At 46.7% G+C, this 15,898-nt stretch carries 15 protein-coding genes and 1 tRNA gene; 2 read left to right on the plus strand and 14 right to left on the minus strand.

All coding sequences use genetic code 11. From position 1 onward, the window contains the following. Position 1: 1 nt before the first annotated feature. From A1s21148_RS06325 to A1s21148_RS06360, 7 genes are all read right to left on the minus strand, one after another. Positions 2-817: a carbohydrate ABC transporter permease gene (locus A1s21148_RS06325; RefSeq protein ID WP_095671573.1), complete on the minus strand. Its 816-nt coding sequence runs from the start codon at positions 815-817 to the stop codon at positions 2-4. A 316-nt stretch (positions 818-1,133) separates the two neighbouring features. Then, positions 1,134-1,982, minus strand: a complete 849-nt coding sequence (locus tag A1s21148_RS06335) for a carbohydrate ABC transporter permease (RefSeq protein WP_095671575.1) — start codon at positions 1,980-1,982, stop codon at positions 1,134-1,136. Between the two features lie 101 nt (positions 1,983-2,083). Further along, positions 2,084-3,532 carry an ABC transporter substrate-binding protein gene (locus A1s21148_RS06340; protein WP_190276878.1) on the minus strand — a complete coding sequence of 483 codons (1,449 nt, stop codon included), beginning with the start codon at positions 3,530-3,532 and terminating at the stop codon, positions 2,084-2,086. Between the two features lie 35 nt (positions 3,533-3,567). Beyond that, positions 3,568-4,968, minus strand: a complete 1,401-nt coding sequence (locus A1s21148_RS06345; RefSeq protein WP_095671577.1) for a hypothetical protein — start codon at positions 4,966-4,968, stop codon at positions 3,568-3,570. 115 nt (positions 4,969-5,083) lie between these two features. Next, positions 5,084-6,148, minus strand: coding sequence for a M24 family metallopeptidase (locus A1s21148_RS06350; RefSeq protein WP_095671578.1), 1,065 nt, complete (start codon positions 6,146-6,148; stop codon positions 5,084-5,086). Positions 6,149-6,204: 56 nt separating this feature from the next. Further along, a tRNA-Tyr gene (locus A1s21148_RS06355) sits at positions 6,205-6,289 on the minus strand. A 60-nt stretch (positions 6,290-6,349) separates the two neighbouring features. Beyond that, positions 6,350-6,871 carry a copper resistance CopC family protein gene (locus A1s21148_RS06360; RefSeq protein WP_095671579.1) on the minus strand — a complete coding sequence of 174 codons (522 nt, stop codon included), beginning with the start codon at positions 6,869-6,871 and terminating at the stop codon, positions 6,350-6,352. Positions 6,872-6,966: 95 nt separating this feature from the next. Between A1s21148_RS06360 and A1s21148_RS06365 the strand changes: the two genes are divergently transcribed. Continuing rightward, on the plus strand, positions 6,967-7,455 hold the full coding sequence (locus A1s21148_RS06365; protein ID WP_095671580.1) for a YajQ family cyclic di-GMP-binding protein: 489 nt from the start codon (positions 6,967-6,969) through the stop codon (positions 7,453-7,455). Further along, the gene (rarD, locus tag A1s21148_RS06370) at positions 7,456-8,346 is read left to right on the plus strand and encodes an EamA family transporter RarD (RefSeq protein WP_095671581.1); all 891 of its coding nucleotides are present in this window, start codon (positions 7,456-7,458) and stop codon (positions 8,344-8,346) included. It abuts the gene before it with no gap. Here the strand turns inward: rarD and A1s21148_RS06375 are convergent. The 7 genes from A1s21148_RS06375 to nuoI are packed head-to-tail and all read right to left on the minus strand — an operon-like array spanning position 8,314 to position 15,843. After that, a complete protein-coding gene (locus A1s21148_RS06375) occupies positions 8,314-9,303 on the minus strand; it encodes a polyprenyl synthetase family protein (RefSeq protein ID WP_095671582.1) in 990 nt (329 codons plus the stop codon). The two genes, rarD and A1s21148_RS06375, sit on opposite strands and share 33 nt — an antisense overlap. Then, a complete protein-coding gene (gene nuoN, locus A1s21148_RS06380) occupies positions 9,303-10,823 on the minus strand; it encodes an NADH-quinone oxidoreductase subunit NuoN (protein WP_223299381.1) in 1,521 nt (506 codons plus the stop codon). Before nuoN ends, A1s21148_RS06375 begins: the two co-directional genes overlap by 1 nt. After that, positions 10,823-12,340 carry an NADH-quinone oxidoreductase subunit M gene (locus tag A1s21148_RS06385; protein WP_095671861.1) on the minus strand — a complete coding sequence of 506 codons (1,518 nt, stop codon included), beginning with the start codon at positions 12,338-12,340 and terminating at the stop codon, positions 10,823-10,825. The genes nuoN and A1s21148_RS06385 overlap by 1 nt, the downstream gene beginning before the upstream one ends. Before the next feature lie 11 nt (positions 12,341-12,351). Then, entirely contained in the window at positions 12,352-14,241 is a 1,890-nt protein-coding gene (gene nuoL, locus A1s21148_RS06390; RefSeq protein WP_095671583.1) for an NADH-quinone oxidoreductase subunit L, read from the minus strand. A 2-nt stretch (positions 14,242-14,243) separates the two neighbouring features. Then, entirely contained in the window at positions 14,244-14,543 is a 300-nt protein-coding gene (nuoK, locus tag A1s21148_RS06395) for an NADH-quinone oxidoreductase subunit NuoK (protein WP_095671584.1), read from the minus strand. Next, complete coding sequence (locus tag A1s21148_RS06400; RefSeq protein WP_095671585.1) at positions 14,543-15,322, minus strand: NADH-quinone oxidoreductase subunit J; 780 nt, start codon at positions 15,320-15,322, stop codon at positions 14,543-14,545. Before A1s21148_RS06400 ends, nuoK begins: the two co-directional genes overlap by 1 nt. Continuing rightward, a complete protein-coding gene (nuoI, locus tag A1s21148_RS06405; protein WP_420021916.1) occupies positions 15,322-15,843 on the minus strand; it encodes an NADH-quinone oxidoreductase subunit NuoI in 522 nt (173 codons plus the stop codon). The genes A1s21148_RS06400 and nuoI overlap by 1 nt, the downstream gene beginning before the upstream one ends. Positions 15,844-15,898: the final 55 nt, after the last annotated feature.

The raw sequence follows: 15,898 nt of genomic DNA on the forward strand, positions 1-15,898 counted from the left end.
TTTAACCCTTTACCGCTCCTGCTGTAAGACCAGCGATAAACGAGCGTTGCATCATGAGGTACATGATAACCATCGGAAGTGATGCCACCATTACCGCAGTGAAGAGCATCGAGAAGCTAACAAAGTATTCGCCGCGGTATGCCAACATCGCAAGTGGCAGAGTTTTCTTATCTGATTCTTGAATAAGCAACAGTGGCCAGAGAAGATCGTTCCAGTTGATTACAAAGAGAAATATCGCTGTTGCACCCATCGCAGGTCGGGATAACGGTAGGGCGATAGAGCGATAGATGCGAAGTGGCGATGCGCCATCTACTTCAGAAGCTTCATACATATCTCGAGATATCTCGCGAAAGAAAGCGGTAAGAATAAAGATAGAAATTGGCAGGGTTGTGGTCACATTAATGATCACTAAGCCAAAGAACGAGTTAGTCAGCCCCAAATCTCGGAAGATGTAATAGATCGGGACTAGGTTGATCTGGGCAGGAATTGCCAAACCGAGTGCAAATAAAGTTGCCAAGACTTTTCCGGAAACTGTGATCATTCTGGCGATAGCAAATGATGCCAGGCTGGCAAATAGCAAGGTGAAAATTACAGATAACAGGGTTACAACCACGCTATTTCTAAAGCTGACCTCTAAATCGCTTTCACTGATCAAGCGCTGGTAATTATCTAGATTCCAATTTTCTGGGAGAGAAAGCGGCTTGTTATAGACCTCAGAGTCAGTCTTAAAGGAACCCAAGACCACAATAAGCGAAGGAATCAGAATTAGCGCAGCAAAGAAAGTAAGCGAGATTATTCGAGAACTCTTAAAGATCATTTCTTATCCCCTACTTCTCGTATCGTCCGCTAAATGCTCGGCGTTGTAGCCAAGTTATAAGCACCATAGTGGCCACCATAAAGATTGTCTGAGCTGCTGCGTAACCAAGGCGAAGTTCGTTAAACAATGTGAAATAAAGATCAAGCGCTGGTAATTATCTAGATTCCAATTTTCTGGGAGAGAAAGCGGCTTGTTATAGACCTCAGAGTCAGTCTTAAAGGAACCCAAGACCACAATAAGCGAAGGAATCAGAATTAGCGCAGCAAAGAAAGTAAGCGAGATTATTCGAGAACTCTTAAAGATCATTTCTTATCCCCTACTTCTCGTATCGTCCGCTAAATGCTCGGCGTTGTAGCCAAGTTATAAGCACCATAGTGGCCACCATAAAGATTGTCTGAGCTGCTGCGTAACCAAGGCGAAGTTCGTTAAACAATGTGAAATAAACCAAGGTGCTGAAAATGCTTGTTGAGTTATTTGGTCCCGCGGTTGAATTTGTCATAACCATGATCAAATCGAAGGCGCGGAATGATTGAATTGTTGTGTAGGCCATAACAACCAGAGTTGTTGGCATAGCCATCGGCCAGGTAATGCTGGTGAACTGCTTCCAGCGAGATGCGCCATCAACTTCAGCAGCCTCATACAACTCTTTTGGAATCTGCTGCAAGCCGGCGATATAGACAACCATCATCTGGCCGGTGTGGAACCAGACTTGGCTAAAGGCGATTGCGTAGAGCGCGCTGCTTTCGCTGCCTAGCCAGTTAAGTGCAAAAGATGGCAATCCAATGCTGTTAAAGAATAGGTTGATCGCACCGAAATTAGGGTCGTATAAGAAGAGCCAGATCATTCCGACAGAGACAGAAGAGAGAATTGTTGGGAAGAAGTAAAGAGTGCGAAGAGCAATATTGGTTTTGGAGTTTTTAACTAAGAAGACGGCAAATATCAAAGCTAGCGCGGTTTGGAATATAACAACCAGGAAGGTGAACTCGAGGTTATTTCCTAAAGTTTTGTAAAAGAGATCGTCATTGGTAAGTAAATTTGTAAAGTTTCTAAAGCCCACATTTTCAGGCTCGGTGATGCCATCCCAGCGGCGTGTGGCAAATTGCAGATTTTGCAGCGCTGGATATAGATAGAAGGCAAGAAAAAGGATTAGCGCTGGTGCGCCCATTACATAATAAACAAGCGCATCTTTCTTACGCTTTTTACGGGTAGCAGGAGTACCGCTCCCACCATTGGTGGGAGCGGTACCGGTAGCTAGTTTGGTTTTAATCAGCCAGCCAATTTCTGCTTGATCTGCTTAGAGAAGTCAGGCAGAACATCGTCTGGGCTCTTGCCACCAACGATTTGAATGAGGGCATCCTGAGTCAAATCTGAAACCGAAGTGTTCAGAATCAAGAAACGTGGAGCCAACATTGTGTTCTTAGCCTGGAAGGCAGATGTATTTAGCAAGTCAACGTTTGATGAGTAATCAACATCGAGAACGTTTACGTGCTGTGTGGTTGCAGTTGCGTAAATTGCTGCAACTGGACCTGTAGCCAAGTATGAAAGGAAGGATTTAGCAATGCGCTGATCCTTCGGATTTGACTTAGCATTTACGCTTAGGTTGAAGGTGTTGTTCATAATTCCTTCAGCGACAACTTTGCCATCTGTTAGAACCATGCTCATCAACTGCATCTTGCCGGTTAGCGCTGGGTTCAGAGTCTTGATAGATCCCATTGAGAATGTACCGGTAGGAAGAATTGGTGACTTACCTGTCGCGAACAAGTTGTAAGCAGCAGCTTCAGTAACACCTGTTGGGTTATCTGGGAAGCATCCTGCGTTACGTAGCTTGACGTAGATATCTGCAACGCCCTTGAACCAAGTTGAAGTCAGATCGATCTTTCCTGAGTTCAAATCTGCCAAGTTTTCAGATAGCGCTTCGTAATCTGCTGCAGAGTTCATCAGAGCAGAGTTTGAGATCTGCGCTGCTTGTCCACGTGTTGCTCCTGGCCATGCAAGAGGAACATATCCCTTGGCCTTGGCATCCTTACACCAGGCGACCCAACCAGTTAGGTTCTTAGGAATATCCCACTTCTCTTTTGCCCAGAGTTCAGTGTTATAGACAGGGTTGTTAAATAGGTAGTGATAAGGAACTGCAAGTACGCGACCCTTATCGACTCCTGCTGTTAGACCCTTTGATACGAGGTTGCGCTTTACGAAACGCTCGTTAGTTAGATCTGCAGCAAGTCCGCTCTTAACGAAGTCGTTGAAGATTGAACCACGTGCTGCAGCGAATAGCGCAGCCTTTGGATTTGCAAGGATCTGCACACGTGCAGTTGCGTTGTAATCAGTTGTTGTCTTGATTACCTGAGTGATTTTTGTACCTGGGTACTTTGCTTCGTAAGCTGTAATGATCTTTTCGAAGTGAGCCTTATCTTCTGGGCGGTAGTGCCAGAATTCAATTGTTCCAGCTGGTGGAGCAATTTCCTTAATTGGAGCACCGAGGCTTGAGCTCAGGCGTACCTTCTGCCAAGTCAGTTTTCCATTTGATCCAGCCTTGCAAACAAGTGAAGTTGAACTTGTTCCTGTTGAAACTCCTTCAACCTTGCAAGCCTTTCCTAAGACTTCTCCAGCTGCAAATGCCGATGGCAATGTCGAGACAGCGACTGCGAATGCAACCACAGCTACTGCGCCAAGGCGACGTGCACTAAAGGAAGTCATTCCTTGAGTTTTCATCATTGGTAGTCCTTTGCTAATCGAGGGTTTTAGTTGTTTTACCATTCTGTGAGGGGTATCCCTAACATCTTTGCCATTTGACGAATACCCGGACGCACATCTATCCACGAGATGACTAGATGATGCGGATATCCGCCAGTGACTATTCCATTTACTAACGCAGCAGCATCAGGTTGAGTGATAACCGTTGCGGTATTACCTTGGAAGTGATTGGGAGCAGGGATAGATTCCCCTCGGCTCACAACCATTCGTAAACCCGTGCTGTTGCTCGGATCTACATCCCGATCAATACGGAACAGCGTTACTGGTCCGGTCTTGAGCGGAAAATTACCTGCAACGCCTAATTTGCGATTGCAGTGTGTTGTTTGCGTTGCATTCTGTGGATCTGCAGCTAACTTTGTCGCGGCGGACCCACAATGCCAGAGTCGAACTAAACCTTTATCTGCATCTAGATCGACGATATCAACCAAGTAGTTTTCATCTGAACCAAGTGACTCGCAAACCATCATGGTTACAGCGCCCAGTACATCACGTTCGCAGGTTGTAACTGTGCCGCGATCTGAAAGGCGTCCCAGTGATGAACAGATGCAAGCACCCATATCGGTTGGAAATTCTGGCCAGCAACGGATAGCAATCGCATCCAGCGACTCTTCTTCGCGCCAGGTATCTAGCGCAACTTCAACTCCATAAACTTTCTTCGCTTCACCAACGTTTACTGAAGATAGCGAAGGCTGTGCTGCCACTGCGTTTGCATAGGCTAATTCACGCTCTTCTTCCTTAACTTCAGCAATTCGGCCAAATGCATCAGTAATTGTTATTTGACGAACATCAAGTCCAAAATACTTATTTAACTGCTGGCCATCAAATACGCAAGGAGTAAATCCAATTGGAGCATCTCCAACAGCGCCGATCTTCTTGCCCTTTAACCAAGCGAAAGCTTTTTCTACTTCACCAGCAGGTGCAAATTCTCCAACAATAGATTTTGGAGCAGTCGCCTCTGGAAGTTTGCCGGCGAGCGCATCACGAATTGCACTGCGCACATTCGCTTCATCGGCGTTTCCATGGATATGTCGAATTGATTGCCCAACATTCATCAAAGCATGTGCCGCAAGATTTACGCCGCACATTGAATTTAACTTAAGTCTTTCGCCAACTTCACCTGGCTCGCGCATTGACCAACCAAGGATTGGTCCCTTTACTTTTCCAAAGAGTTCGACTGCAGGTGATGCATCTGCAAATGAGGCCATAAATAAAATGTGAATGTCAGCCGCTGGAAGTTTTACCGCAGCGAGATCTTCAACTGTCATAACTAGTTCGGTTGGTCCAACTACCGATGCGCCTAGTTCATTTAACAGCGCACGCGCGCTATCAAAATTAGCCTGGGCGCAGGTCAGATCAAAGGTAGGTCGCGCTAACGCGACGAGAGCTACAGTGCTCAATTTGCCTCCAGTGGTAAGACCTCTTGGTGAAGGGTGCCACTGGCGACCTAGCGAGTCAATGGGAAAGCGCGAGTTTTTCGCTTGTTATGAGACCGTTATGAGCAAGGCGAAGGGGTTATCTTTGAAGTATGAAGGGTCTGGTCCGACCATTGACCTCAAAAGCGGGCCAATTCGGATCGTTGGTAAGTACCTCAACCCCCGACTTGGTCGCCAAGATCGTATCCTCAGCCTTCCAGCCTTTACCCGTTGGGTTCCATGCGATCGGTTGGTTGTGCGCAATCAATCTGGTTGTTCCCTGATTTGCTGGCCAATCGCGAGGCAGGAATCCGGTCGGTCCACCTTGGTGATGGTTCTGCCACTCATCCTTATCGAAACCATTTAGCGGGTAAGCAGCGATCGCAGCGTTAATTGGATCTGAGAAAGGCCGACCAACCACAGTGGCATCGAACATCGCGGCCTCAACTTTAAATATTGATTCGTAGCCGCTTATCTCCTCTCGAGATAACTGCCCAAAGCTGACAATTCTGGTTATTGATGCGATTAGCCCCTTATGTTTTGCGCATATTGAGGCCGAGACGCGGTCTCCAATTGGCGTTGAGGTCGGTAGTGGATGGCGAAACTTGGTGACTCGCTCTTGGCCGGCAACGCCTAGAAATGCGATCTCTAAATTAGAGCGCCATAAGGAACTAGTTATTAGCGCTGCCACATCGATTTCTCGATCGCTACTTTTTACCTCTTTCATAGCGCTTCCTAGAGCTGATGCGGCTTCCAGGCAGATCTTCTTAAAGCGCTCTACATCATCTGCAATAAGTGAGCCGCGAATAATCTCGATCTCAACGCCGAGATCAATTCGGTCGCCACCAGGTTGATCAGAACCAACTTTTGCTCCTGTTGGCAATAACGGATCGCGTCCTTGTGACCACGGCACGGTTTGTACTGAAACTTCTGCAGGAAACTCTTCAGCAATTAATCGTGGCGCTTCGACAACATTTGTTATTGCAACAGCTGAATCTTTTGTAATGATTAAATCAAAACACGCCGCATCGATAGTTGTTGGAACATGTGCTCGTCCAGAAATGGCCCAAGCCAGATTTGGATTACGGCGAAGCACAAATGCATCAAGCCCTTTTTCAGCCATTAAATCTCGTACTGGTTGGATCCGAAGATTAAATGCGCTCATGGTAAGGATGCTACAACTTTGGGCTCATAAGAAAAAGTGAGCAAAATAGGCGTTACTGGTGGCGGGTGAAGGATTTGAACCTTCGAAGGCAGAGCCGGGGGATTTACAGTCCCCTCCCATTGGCCGCTCGGGCAACCCGCCAGGGTCATTCTTTTACGGCGGGCGCAAGATTACCTCAAATATTTAGCGAGGGGTAATCGGCTATTTTGCCCGCTTTTTCCAGATAAAAATCAAGATTAGTAAGCCACCAACAATCGCAGTAGCGCTAAGAATTAGATAGATAGAAAGTTTATTACCTGAAGGAGATGGTGAAGTGGTTATAGGTTCAGATTTAATCTCTGAAGTTGTTACTGCCGATGCTTCAACTGTGAAAGTAAATTCGCCCTCAATCACATGGCCATCAGCAGCAACTGCGCGATACTCGACTCTAAATACTCCAGTTTTGTCGCTGGTTTTTAGCGCTTTAGAAAGCGTTGGACCAGCAACTAAAACCTCACCTTGGCTTACATCATTATTGGTGGAGTCAAAAACCTTTATTGAATTCGAATCTCCAATAGCAATCAACTCTTCTGCGAAGGTGATGTTGATTTCTGGTGGAAGCGAATTAATCACTGATTCACTCTGAGGAATTGAGTTAACTAGCACTGTGTGCGCTGGCGCTGGAGATGCCGAAAATGCAAGGAAAATGGCTCCCGCTAAAGCGATAATCTGTCGTAAGCGCATGGATCAATTCTACTTCGCATAAACTTTATTAATCCTTCTAAGCGCGATAACCTAGCGCTATTCAAAGTGATCTTCACCGCTTTTAGGAGGGCCCCATGGCTGATAGCAGTTTCGATGTAGTTTCAAAGATTGATCGTATGGAGCTTGATAACGCGATCAACCAGGCGATCCGCGAGATTGATACGCGCTTTGACTTTAAAAATACCGGCGCAAAAATTGAAATGGCCGGCGAAAAGATAAATATTGAAGCTGATACCGAAGAACGCGCCAAGGCAACTCTCGACGTCATCAAAGATAAAATGATTAAGCGCGGGGTTTCACTTAAGCATATTGATCCAGGCGAGCCACAACTTTCTGGAAAGATCTACAAGATCTCTTGCCCGCTTAAAGAAGGTATCTCTACAGAGAATGCAAAGAAGATCGCTAAGTTTTTACGTGATGAGGGTCCAAAGTCAGTTAAATCTCAGATCCAAGGTGATGAACTACGCGTCACTAGTAAGAGCCGTGACGACCTGCAAGCCACGATGGCGATGATCAAAGAAGGTAAGTGGGAGTTCGCAGTTCAATTTGTGAATTTCCGTTAATTGAAAAAGCAGAAGCTTGGCCTCATATATGGGGTTAGCGCATATGTCTTGTGGGGAATGTTTCCTCTCTATTGGCCGCTGCTCGAGCCTGCTAACCCGCTTGAAATCGTTTCGCACCGCGCTGTCTGGACTTTGATCTTCTGTGTAATTGTTCTGGCAATCACTCACGCCCTTAAATCAACCCTGGCCACTTTTCGTCGCCCAAAGGTGGCAATCAAGTTGTTCCTTGCCTCAGTTCTGATCTCAATAAACTGGCTGATTTATATCTGGGCAACCAATAACGGGCACGTTGTTGAGGCCTCACTTGGTTATTACATAAATCCGCTGATAATTATCGCCTTCGGTGTGATCTTGTTGAAAGAGAAGATGCGCCGGCTTCAATGGGGAGCAGTTTCAATTGCAACAGTTGGAGTATTCATCCTTACCGTTGATTACGGTCGTCTGCCTTGGGTTGCTTTGGGGCTTGCCCTTTCGTGGGGAACTTATGGACTTGTTAAGAAACAACTCGGTCTTGGTGCGCTAGAAGGTCTAGCGATCGAAACAATGATCGCCTTTATTCCCTACTGCGCATATCTATTCATTATTGGATCTAAGGGTGAAGGACAGTTTGGCAGCGGCGCAGGTTTAACCATTCTCTTGATTAGTGCGGGCGCAGTTACCGCTATTCCGTTGCTCTTATTTAACGGATCTACTACACGCCTTCCATATTCAACGATCGGGCTCTTGCAGTATATAACTCCAACGATTCAATTTTCGATCGGTGTTTGGGTAAACCATGAAGCGATGCCGACAGCGCGTTGGGTGGGATTTATCTTTATCTGGTTAGCGCTAATGACACTGGCAACGGATCTTTTGAAATCAGGCAGATCGGTCGACAACAGCATCGCATAGCGAGAATAAAGCGCTAGTTGCTGAATTAAGAGGCAGTGGGCCAAGTGCGGTGCGCGCATCTTTAGCAATATTTCCAAGCTGTTGACGGGCTTGTTGCAAGCCATCATGGGTGCGCAATGCGCGAAGAACTTGCTGCACCACAACTTCGTCATGAATAGGTGCGCTTAATAACTCTTTAAGTTCAGCATCTTCAGCTTTATTTGAAGCCATTACATTTAAAGTTACAAGGGTAGGAACGCCCTCACGCAGATCAGTTCCTGGAGTTTTTCCAGATTGGCTAGATTCGCTAGCGATGTCGATTACATCATCAGCCAGTTGGAATGCGATACCGATCTGTTCTCCAAATTTAGTTAGCGTTTCAACGGTTTCACGCGGTGCTCCCGATAGAAGTGCGCCAAAGCGGGCGCTAGTTGCAATTAGCGAACCTGTCTTATCCCCCACAACGCGCAGATAATGTGCGAGTGGATCTTCACCGTTCTGTGGTCCCTGGGTTTCCATGATCTGACCTATAACTAAACGTTCGAAAGTTCGCGCTTGTAAGCGAACTGCTTCAGGGCCTAAGTCGGCGAGTAGATCTGATGCCTTTGAGAAAAGGTAATCACCGGTCAAAATTGCGATGGTATTTCCCCAGCGATTATTTGCACTTTCTACACCGCGACGAAGTGGCGCTTCATCCATTACATCATCGTGATAAAGCGTTGCCAGATGCGTTAATTCGCAGACCACCGCTGCAGGAATTACTTCCTTGCGAGTTGGATCACCAAAGTGAGATGAGATAAGAGTTAATAGTGGGCGCAAACGCTTCCCGCCGGCTGCAACTAAGTGGCGAGAGGTTTCTTCAACAAGCGGGTAATCGCCTTTAATGTGTTCACGGAGTAAATGTTCAACGCCTTGCATACCTGTAGCAAGACCTGCCTCAAGTGCCGGATCTAGATCAGGAATGCCGAATGATGACATTAGCGAAGGAAGGCAGCTGAACTTTGAATAAAGTTAATCAAAGGAGTTGGGTAGATTCCAAGTGCGAATGTTGCTACTGCAGATACCGTGATTGTGATCTGTGTGTAGATTGACGGGATTACAACGCTAGTTCCATCTTCGACTGGATCTTTAAAGAACATCAGAACAATTACGCGGATATAGAAGAACGCTGCGATTGCTGATGAAAGAACACCGGTAATCAAAATTGCTGTTGATCCACTTTCGTAGGCAGCTGAGAAGATCGAGAACTTTCCGATAAATCCGCTCGTTAGCGGAATTCCTGCAAAGGCCAGTAAGAAACCAGCGAAAGCTGTGGCAACCCAAGGAGAACGCTTTCCTAGACCGCTCCAGCGATTTAGATCGGTAACTTCACCAGCAGAATCGCGAACTAGAGTCACGATACCGAAGGCACCTACTGTGGCAATTCCGTATGCAAAGAGATAGAAGATTGAAGATTCCAAACCTGATTTGCTAAGCGCAATTACACCTGAGAGCAAGAAGCCTGCATGGGCGATAGATGAGTAAGCAAGCATGCGCTTTACATCGCGCTGTGCGATTGCAACTAGTGAACCAAAGACCATAGTTATCAACGCAATTGCGATGATCGCTGGACGCCATTGCCAGTAAGCCTCAGCGAATGAAACATAGAAGATACGGAGCATTGCACCGAACGCGGCAACTTTGGTGGCAGCTGCCATAAGGGCGGTAACTGCAGTTGGTGCGCCCTGATAAACATCTGGTGACCAAGCGTGGAACGGAACTGCGCCAACTTTAAAGAGAAGTCCGATTGAGATAAATGCGATTCCGAGAAGTAGATAAATATCATTTCCACTTCCACCGATTACCGCTGAGTGAATTCCAGCGAAGGTAACGGATGATGAATATCCGTAAAGATATGCGATTCCCATCAAGAAGAAAGCAGATGCGAAAGCGCCGAGCAAGAAGTACTTAAGAGCAGCCTCTTGCGACATCAAGCGGCGGCGGCGCGATAGTCCGGCCAATAGATAAAGTGGAAGCGAAAGAACTTCTAGCGCCACAAAGAGAGTAATTAAATCGGTAGCAACTGGAAAGAGCATCATTCCGGCAATTGCAAAGAGAGTTAGCGGGTAGACCTCAGTGACTCTTAAATCTTGCTGCAGTGATGCACGTTCTTCATCTGATCCTGGAAGAGCAGCAGCCAGCGCGGTGAAGTTCTCTTGATCTGCAAGCAAAAAGACCGCAATAATTGAAATAAGAAGTATCGAACCTTGAATCAACATTCCTGCGCCATCGAAGGTTACTGACTCCATCGCAGCCGCTGATGATGAGCGATCACGCACGCTAATTAGCGAAACTAGCGATAGGACCAAAGTGGCCAGAGTAATAAATAGTTGTGATGAAGCGCGTGATTTACGAGGAGCAAAGGCTTCGATGAGCACGCCAAGAACAGCGCCACCAAGCACGATCAGAATCGGTGCAAGAAGTGCATAATCAAGGGTTGGAGATACGAATTCAATCATTACTTGCCCTCACTCATGGTTGGCGCTGGATCGCTAAATCCTTGTTGCGAAATGATGGTCTGCGATGCTGGATTAATGATGTTTAACAACGGTGATGGGTAGAAACCAAGAACGACGATCGTTGCGATAACAGGTGCGATCGCAATTTTCTCGCGCAGAGTTAGATCGCTTAAATTCTCATTGCCCGGAGTTGTTGGGCCATGGAGCGCGCGTTGTACCGGAATCAAAATGTATAGAGCCGCTAAGACGATACCGAAGGTAGCGATAACCGCTGCAACTGGATATCGCGTAAAGGTTCCAACTAATACTAGGAATTCGCTAACGAAGCTAGAAAGACCCGGTAGCGCCAAGCTCGATAGACCGGCGATAAAGAATGACCAAGCCATGATTGGTGTGACGCGTTGTAGTCCACCGAAATCTGAAATTGTCGATGAGTTACGGCGAGTGATCATAAATCCAGCAACTAAGAAGAGCGCTGCAGTTGAGAATCCGTGGTTAAACATGTAAAGCGTTGAACCAGACATACCTTGCGAAGTCATCGCGAAGATTCCCATGGTGATAAATCCGAAGTGAGAAATCGAGGTATATGCGATCAGGCGCTTAATGTCTTTCGCACCAATTGCAAGAAATGCACCGTAGAGAATGGAGATAACTGCCAAGGTAATAATCATCGGAGTAAATGTCTTGCTTGCCTCTGGGAAGAGAGTTAGGCAGTAACGGATCATTCCGAATGTTCCGACCTTATCTAGAACACCTAAGAGCAATACTGAAGTTCCAGGGGTCGCTGATTTTGCAGCATCTGGTAGCCATGTATGTAGCGGCCAGAGCGGAGCTTTGATCGCAAATGCGATAAAGAATCCGAGGAATAAGACGTTCTCCATCATCGGAGTCAGAACTGTATGTAGCTGAGAAAGTGTTGTTATATCGAAGGTGCGGTTGCCGTAGCGAGTTGCCATTACATAAATGCCGATAATTGAAGCGAGCATTAGCAAGCCACCGAAGAGGCTGTAGAGCAAGAATTTAACTGCTGCGGCAGCGCGTTCGCCGGATCCAAAACCACCAATTAAGAAGTAAACCGGAACCAACATCGCTTCAAAGAAGACGTAGAACAAGAAGACGTCAGTTGAAGCAAAGACGCCGATCATCATTGTTTCAAGTACTAGAAGTAGTGAGTAGAAGACCTTGGGGCTCCAACGTCCGCCTTCAGATTCATTCCAGCCCGCAACTACGACGATTGGGGTTAAGAGAACAGACATCAAGATCAATACGAGGGCAATACCGTCAACACCCAAGGCATATTTGATACCAAAGGCAGGAATCCATTCGCGAGATTCTACGAATTGAAAACCTTTAGCGTTGAAGTCAAAGGAGATCGTCATGTAAATGCCAACAAGAGCAACCAATATTGTGGTCACAAGTGCGATCTGTTTAGTTAAAAGAACGTTTGTCTTAGGAGCTAGCGCGATGAAAGCGGTACCAATCAGCGGCAGCAGCATCAAGAAAGAGAGGATGTTCATATCTGCCAGGTTCACGTTGTTACCACCCAAATTGCCGCGATCAGCGCTGCTGCGCCAATCAAAATTAGAACTGCATAGCTACGAACAAAACCTGTCTGAGTTTCGCGGAGCGCAGATCCAGAGCCGAGCGCCATCTTTCCAACACCGCGAACTGCGCCATCAACAACTGAGCCATCAATCTTGACTAGGGCAGAAGTTAACGCTTGTCCTGGGCGCATAAAGAGCGCTTCGTTTACATCATCTTGGAGTAAATCGCGTCGTGCGATGCGAGTAAAGATTGAGACTTTCTCAGGTGCCACGTTATCAATTTCAGAGAGTTGGTACTTGATGACTGCAATTGCAACGCCAATTGCAACCATTGTGAGAGCAAGTCCAGAGACAACAATTGGAGGCAGAAGTTCGGTGTGCTCACCATGTTCTTCAAAGAGTGGCTCTAGCCAATGCTTGAACGCTTTTCCACGATAGAGCAGATAGCCTGAAATAACTGAGCCGATTGAAAGGATAACCATCGGTACCCACATCAAAGCAGGGGATTCATGTGGATGTTGGTTATCGTCCCAACGCTTTGGACTGGTAAAGGTCAAGATCATTACACGCGTCATATAGAAGGCGGTGATCGCTGCACCTAAGAGCGTGACTGAACCGAGAATAATTCCCTTTGCACCACCGGCATTTAGCGCCGTTTCGATAATCATATCTTTGGAGTAAAAACCAGCGAATGGTGGAACTCCGATAATTGCTAAGTAGCCAAGACCAAAGGTCACAAATGTGATCGGCATAAATTTACGCAGTCCACCATATTTGCGCATATTTACTTCATCGTTCATGCCATGCATTACCGAACCTGCGCCAAGGAACATTCCGGCTTTAAAGAATCCGTGGGTAAGTAAGTGCATGATTGCAAATGCGTAACCGGCAGGTCCAAGACCTGATGCCAAGATCATGTAACCGATCTGAGACATCGTTGAAGCAGCAAGTGCTTTCTTGATGTCATCTTTAGCCATACCGATAATGGCACCGAACAAGAGAGTGATTGCTCCAACGATAACAACGAGAAGTTGTGCGGTTGGCGCGGCATCAAATACAAAGTTAGAGCGAACAATTAGATAAACGCCTGCTGTAACCATGGTTGCGGCGTGGATCAAAGCAGAAACTGGAGTTGGGCCAGCCATCGCATCGCCCAGCCATGCCTGCAATGGGAACTGCGCAGACTTTCCGACTGCCGCAACTAGCAACATAACTCCGATGGCAGTCATCGCTGCTTCAGATGCATGATGTGAATGTTCTTTTACTCCGCTAAATGAAACGGTGCCTAATGTGGCAAAGGCGATCATGATCGCAAAGGAAAGCCCCATATCGCCGATACGGTTCATGACAAATGCCTTCTTAGAAGCAGTTGCATACGCTGGTTTTTGATTCCAGAAACCGATCAATAGATAGGAGGCAAGTCCTACGCCTTCCCAACCGACATAGAGGTTGAGATATGAATCGCCAAGAACCAAGAGCAACATCGCTGCGATAAAGAGGTTTAGGTATGCAAAGAAACGACGGCGATCTTTGTCGTGAGACATGTATGAGATGGAATAGATATGAATCAAAGTTCCAACGCCGGTGATTAGCAGTACAAAGCAGATCGATAACTGATCTAACAAAAGCGATGCATCTACGTTAAAGCTTCCAACGCTGATCCAGGTAAAGAGCTTCTGCGTCACCGGGCGAAGCTCTGCTTCGCGATCAAGCATCTGTGAAAGTTGAATTAAACCAACTGCAAATGATCCAGCAGACATCGCAGTAGCAAGTAGGTGTCCCCACTTATCAGCCTTACGTCCAAGAAGCAGCAGGGCAAGTGCGCCAAAGAGTGGAAGCGCGATTAAATAAACGAGACCGTTATTGGTAGCCATATTTATCGCTTCAACAAACTGGCATCATCGATAGATGCTGATCGGCGTGAACGGTAGATCGTGACGATGATCGCAAGGCCTACTACAACTTCACAGGCTGCAACAACCATCGTGAAGAAGGCAACTACTTGACCATCTAGCGTTCCGTTAATTCTTGAGAAAGTTACTAGTGAAAGATTTGCTGCGTTGAGCATTAGCTCAACACACATAAAGACAACAATGGCGTTGCGGCGAACGACTACGCCAACGGCGCCGATCGTAAAAAGAATCGCGGAAAGGTAGAGATAGTTATCGAGGCTCATTACTTCTCCTCCACAACTGATGTATCAACATTGTCGAGTTGGAACTGAGCTGAATCAATTACATCTCCACGCGCCTTGAGCGTTGCAGAAATTGAAGAAGGGGCTGGCGTTCCATCTGGCAAAAGCGCTGGAACATCGACTGCGTTGTGACGAGCAAAGACGCCTGGGCCAGGTAGTCCAGCAGCGCCTGCTAAAGAATCTGAGCGGAAACGATTTACTGATTGTTCGCGCTGAGTTGGGCGCGGGGTTGTGCGTTGATGATGTGCCAGAACCATTGCGCCAACTGCTGCGGTAATTAGCAGCGCTGAAATAACTTCAAATGGCCATACGTACTTTGAGAATAAGAGTGCAGCAAGTCCTTGCACATTTCCTGGTCCATTTGCAGCATCTAATCCAATTGGTTCGCGACCCAAAGTTGCACGACCAAGGAGTGAAACCATTAGTCCGCCAAAGCCGACTGCTGCAGTGATTGCAATAGGACGAAGTCCAGTAATTGTCTCGGTTAGCGAATCAGATGAATCAACACCGACCAACATCAAGATAAAGAGGAAGAGCATCATCACCGCACCGGTGTAGACAACCACCTGAACAATTCCGAGGAAGAGCGCACCTTGTGCGATGTAGAAAATTGCGAGCGAGACCATAACCCAAGCCAGTAACAACGCTGAATGAACTGCCTTCTTAACTAACAACATTCCAAGTGAAGCAAGAACTGAAAGTGGTGCTAAGAACCAGAAGAGAACTGTCTCTGGCGTCTGAATAGTTAGTAAAGGTTCCATTATTTTTGCTCCTGTGAAGGATGAGCTTCCTTAACATCGCCGTTGTAATAGTTGGTATCGGTCATACCTGGATACATTGGATGTGGAGGTGGCAACATGCCTGCGCGAAGTGGACCTAGTAAATCGTCTTTTTCGAAGATCAATTTGCTGCGAGTTGAATCTGCTAGCTCGTATTCATTTGTCATGGTTAGCGCACGTGTTGGACATGCTTCAATGCAAAGCCCGCAGAAAACACAACGTAGATAGTTAATTTGGTAGACCTTGCCGTAACGCTCTCCTGGTGACATTTGATTATCAGGAGTGTTATCTGCACCTTCAACATAAATCGCATCAGCAGGACATGCCCACGCACAGAGTTCGCAACCAATGCACTTTTCGAGTCCATCTGGGTGGCGATTTAATTGATGGCGACCGTGGAAACGCTCTGCAGTTGGCTCTTTAACTTCAGGGTATTGAACAGTGTTTACCTTCTTAAACATGGTTATGAAGGTGACCCAGAAACCCTGCGCCTGCTTGAGCAAACTCTTTGGACCAGGTTGCTCTACTTTTTCATAGGCAACGCTGGTGATATCTACA

Source organism: Candidatus Planktophila lacus (assembly GCF_002287925.1).
Taxonomy (GTDB): Bacteria; Actinomycetota; Actinomycetes; order Nanopelagicales; family Nanopelagicaceae; genus Planktophila; species Planktophila lacus.

Bases quoted from the DNA above. Each gene is read 5' to 3' on its own strand.
- nuoN (WP_223299381.1), bottom strand. From the start codon at position 10,823: ATGATTGAATTCGTATCTCCAACCCTTGATTATGCACTTCTTGCACCG.
- A1s21148_RS06365 (WP_095671580.1), top strand. From the start codon at position 6,967: ATGGCTGATAGCAGTTTCGATGTAGTTTCAAAGATTGATCGTATGGAG.
- A1s21148_RS06385 (WP_095671861.1), bottom strand. From the start codon at position 12,340: ATGAACATCCTCTCTTTCTTGATGCTGCTGCCGCTGATTGGTACCGCT.
- A1s21148_RS06335 (WP_095671575.1), bottom strand. From the start codon at position 1,982: ATGGGCGCACCAGCGCTAATCCTTTTTCTTGCCTTCTATCTATATCCA.
- A1s21148_RS06400 (WP_095671585.1), bottom strand. From the start codon at position 15,322: ATGGAACCTTTACTAACTATTCAGACGCCAGAGACAGTTCTCTTCTGG.
- nuoL (WP_095671583.1), bottom strand. From the start codon at position 14,241: ATGGCTACCAATAACGGTCTCGTTTATTTAATCGCGCTTCCACTCTTT.
- A1s21148_RS06325 (WP_095671573.1), bottom strand. From the start codon at position 817: ATGATCTTTAAGAGTTCTCGAATAATCTCGCTTACTTTCTTTGCTGCG.
- A1s21148_RS06375 (WP_095671582.1), bottom strand. From the start codon at position 9,303: ATGTCATCATTCGGCATTCCTGATCTAGATCCGGCACTTGAGGCAGGT.
- nuoK (WP_095671584.1), bottom strand. From the start codon at position 14,543: ATGAGCCTCGATAACTATCTCTACCTTTCCGCGATTCTTTTTACGATC.
- A1s21148_RS06340 (WP_190276878.1), bottom strand. From the start codon at position 3,532: ATGATGAAAACTCAAGGAATGACTTCCTTTAGTGCACGTCGCCTTGGC.
- A1s21148_RS06350 (WP_095671578.1), bottom strand. From the start codon at position 6,148: ATGAGCGCATTTAATCTTCGGATCCAACCAGTACGAGATTTAATGGCT.
- A1s21148_RS06360 (WP_095671579.1), bottom strand. From the start codon at position 6,871: ATGCGCTTACGACAGATTATCGCTTTAGCGGGAGCCATTTTCCTTGCA.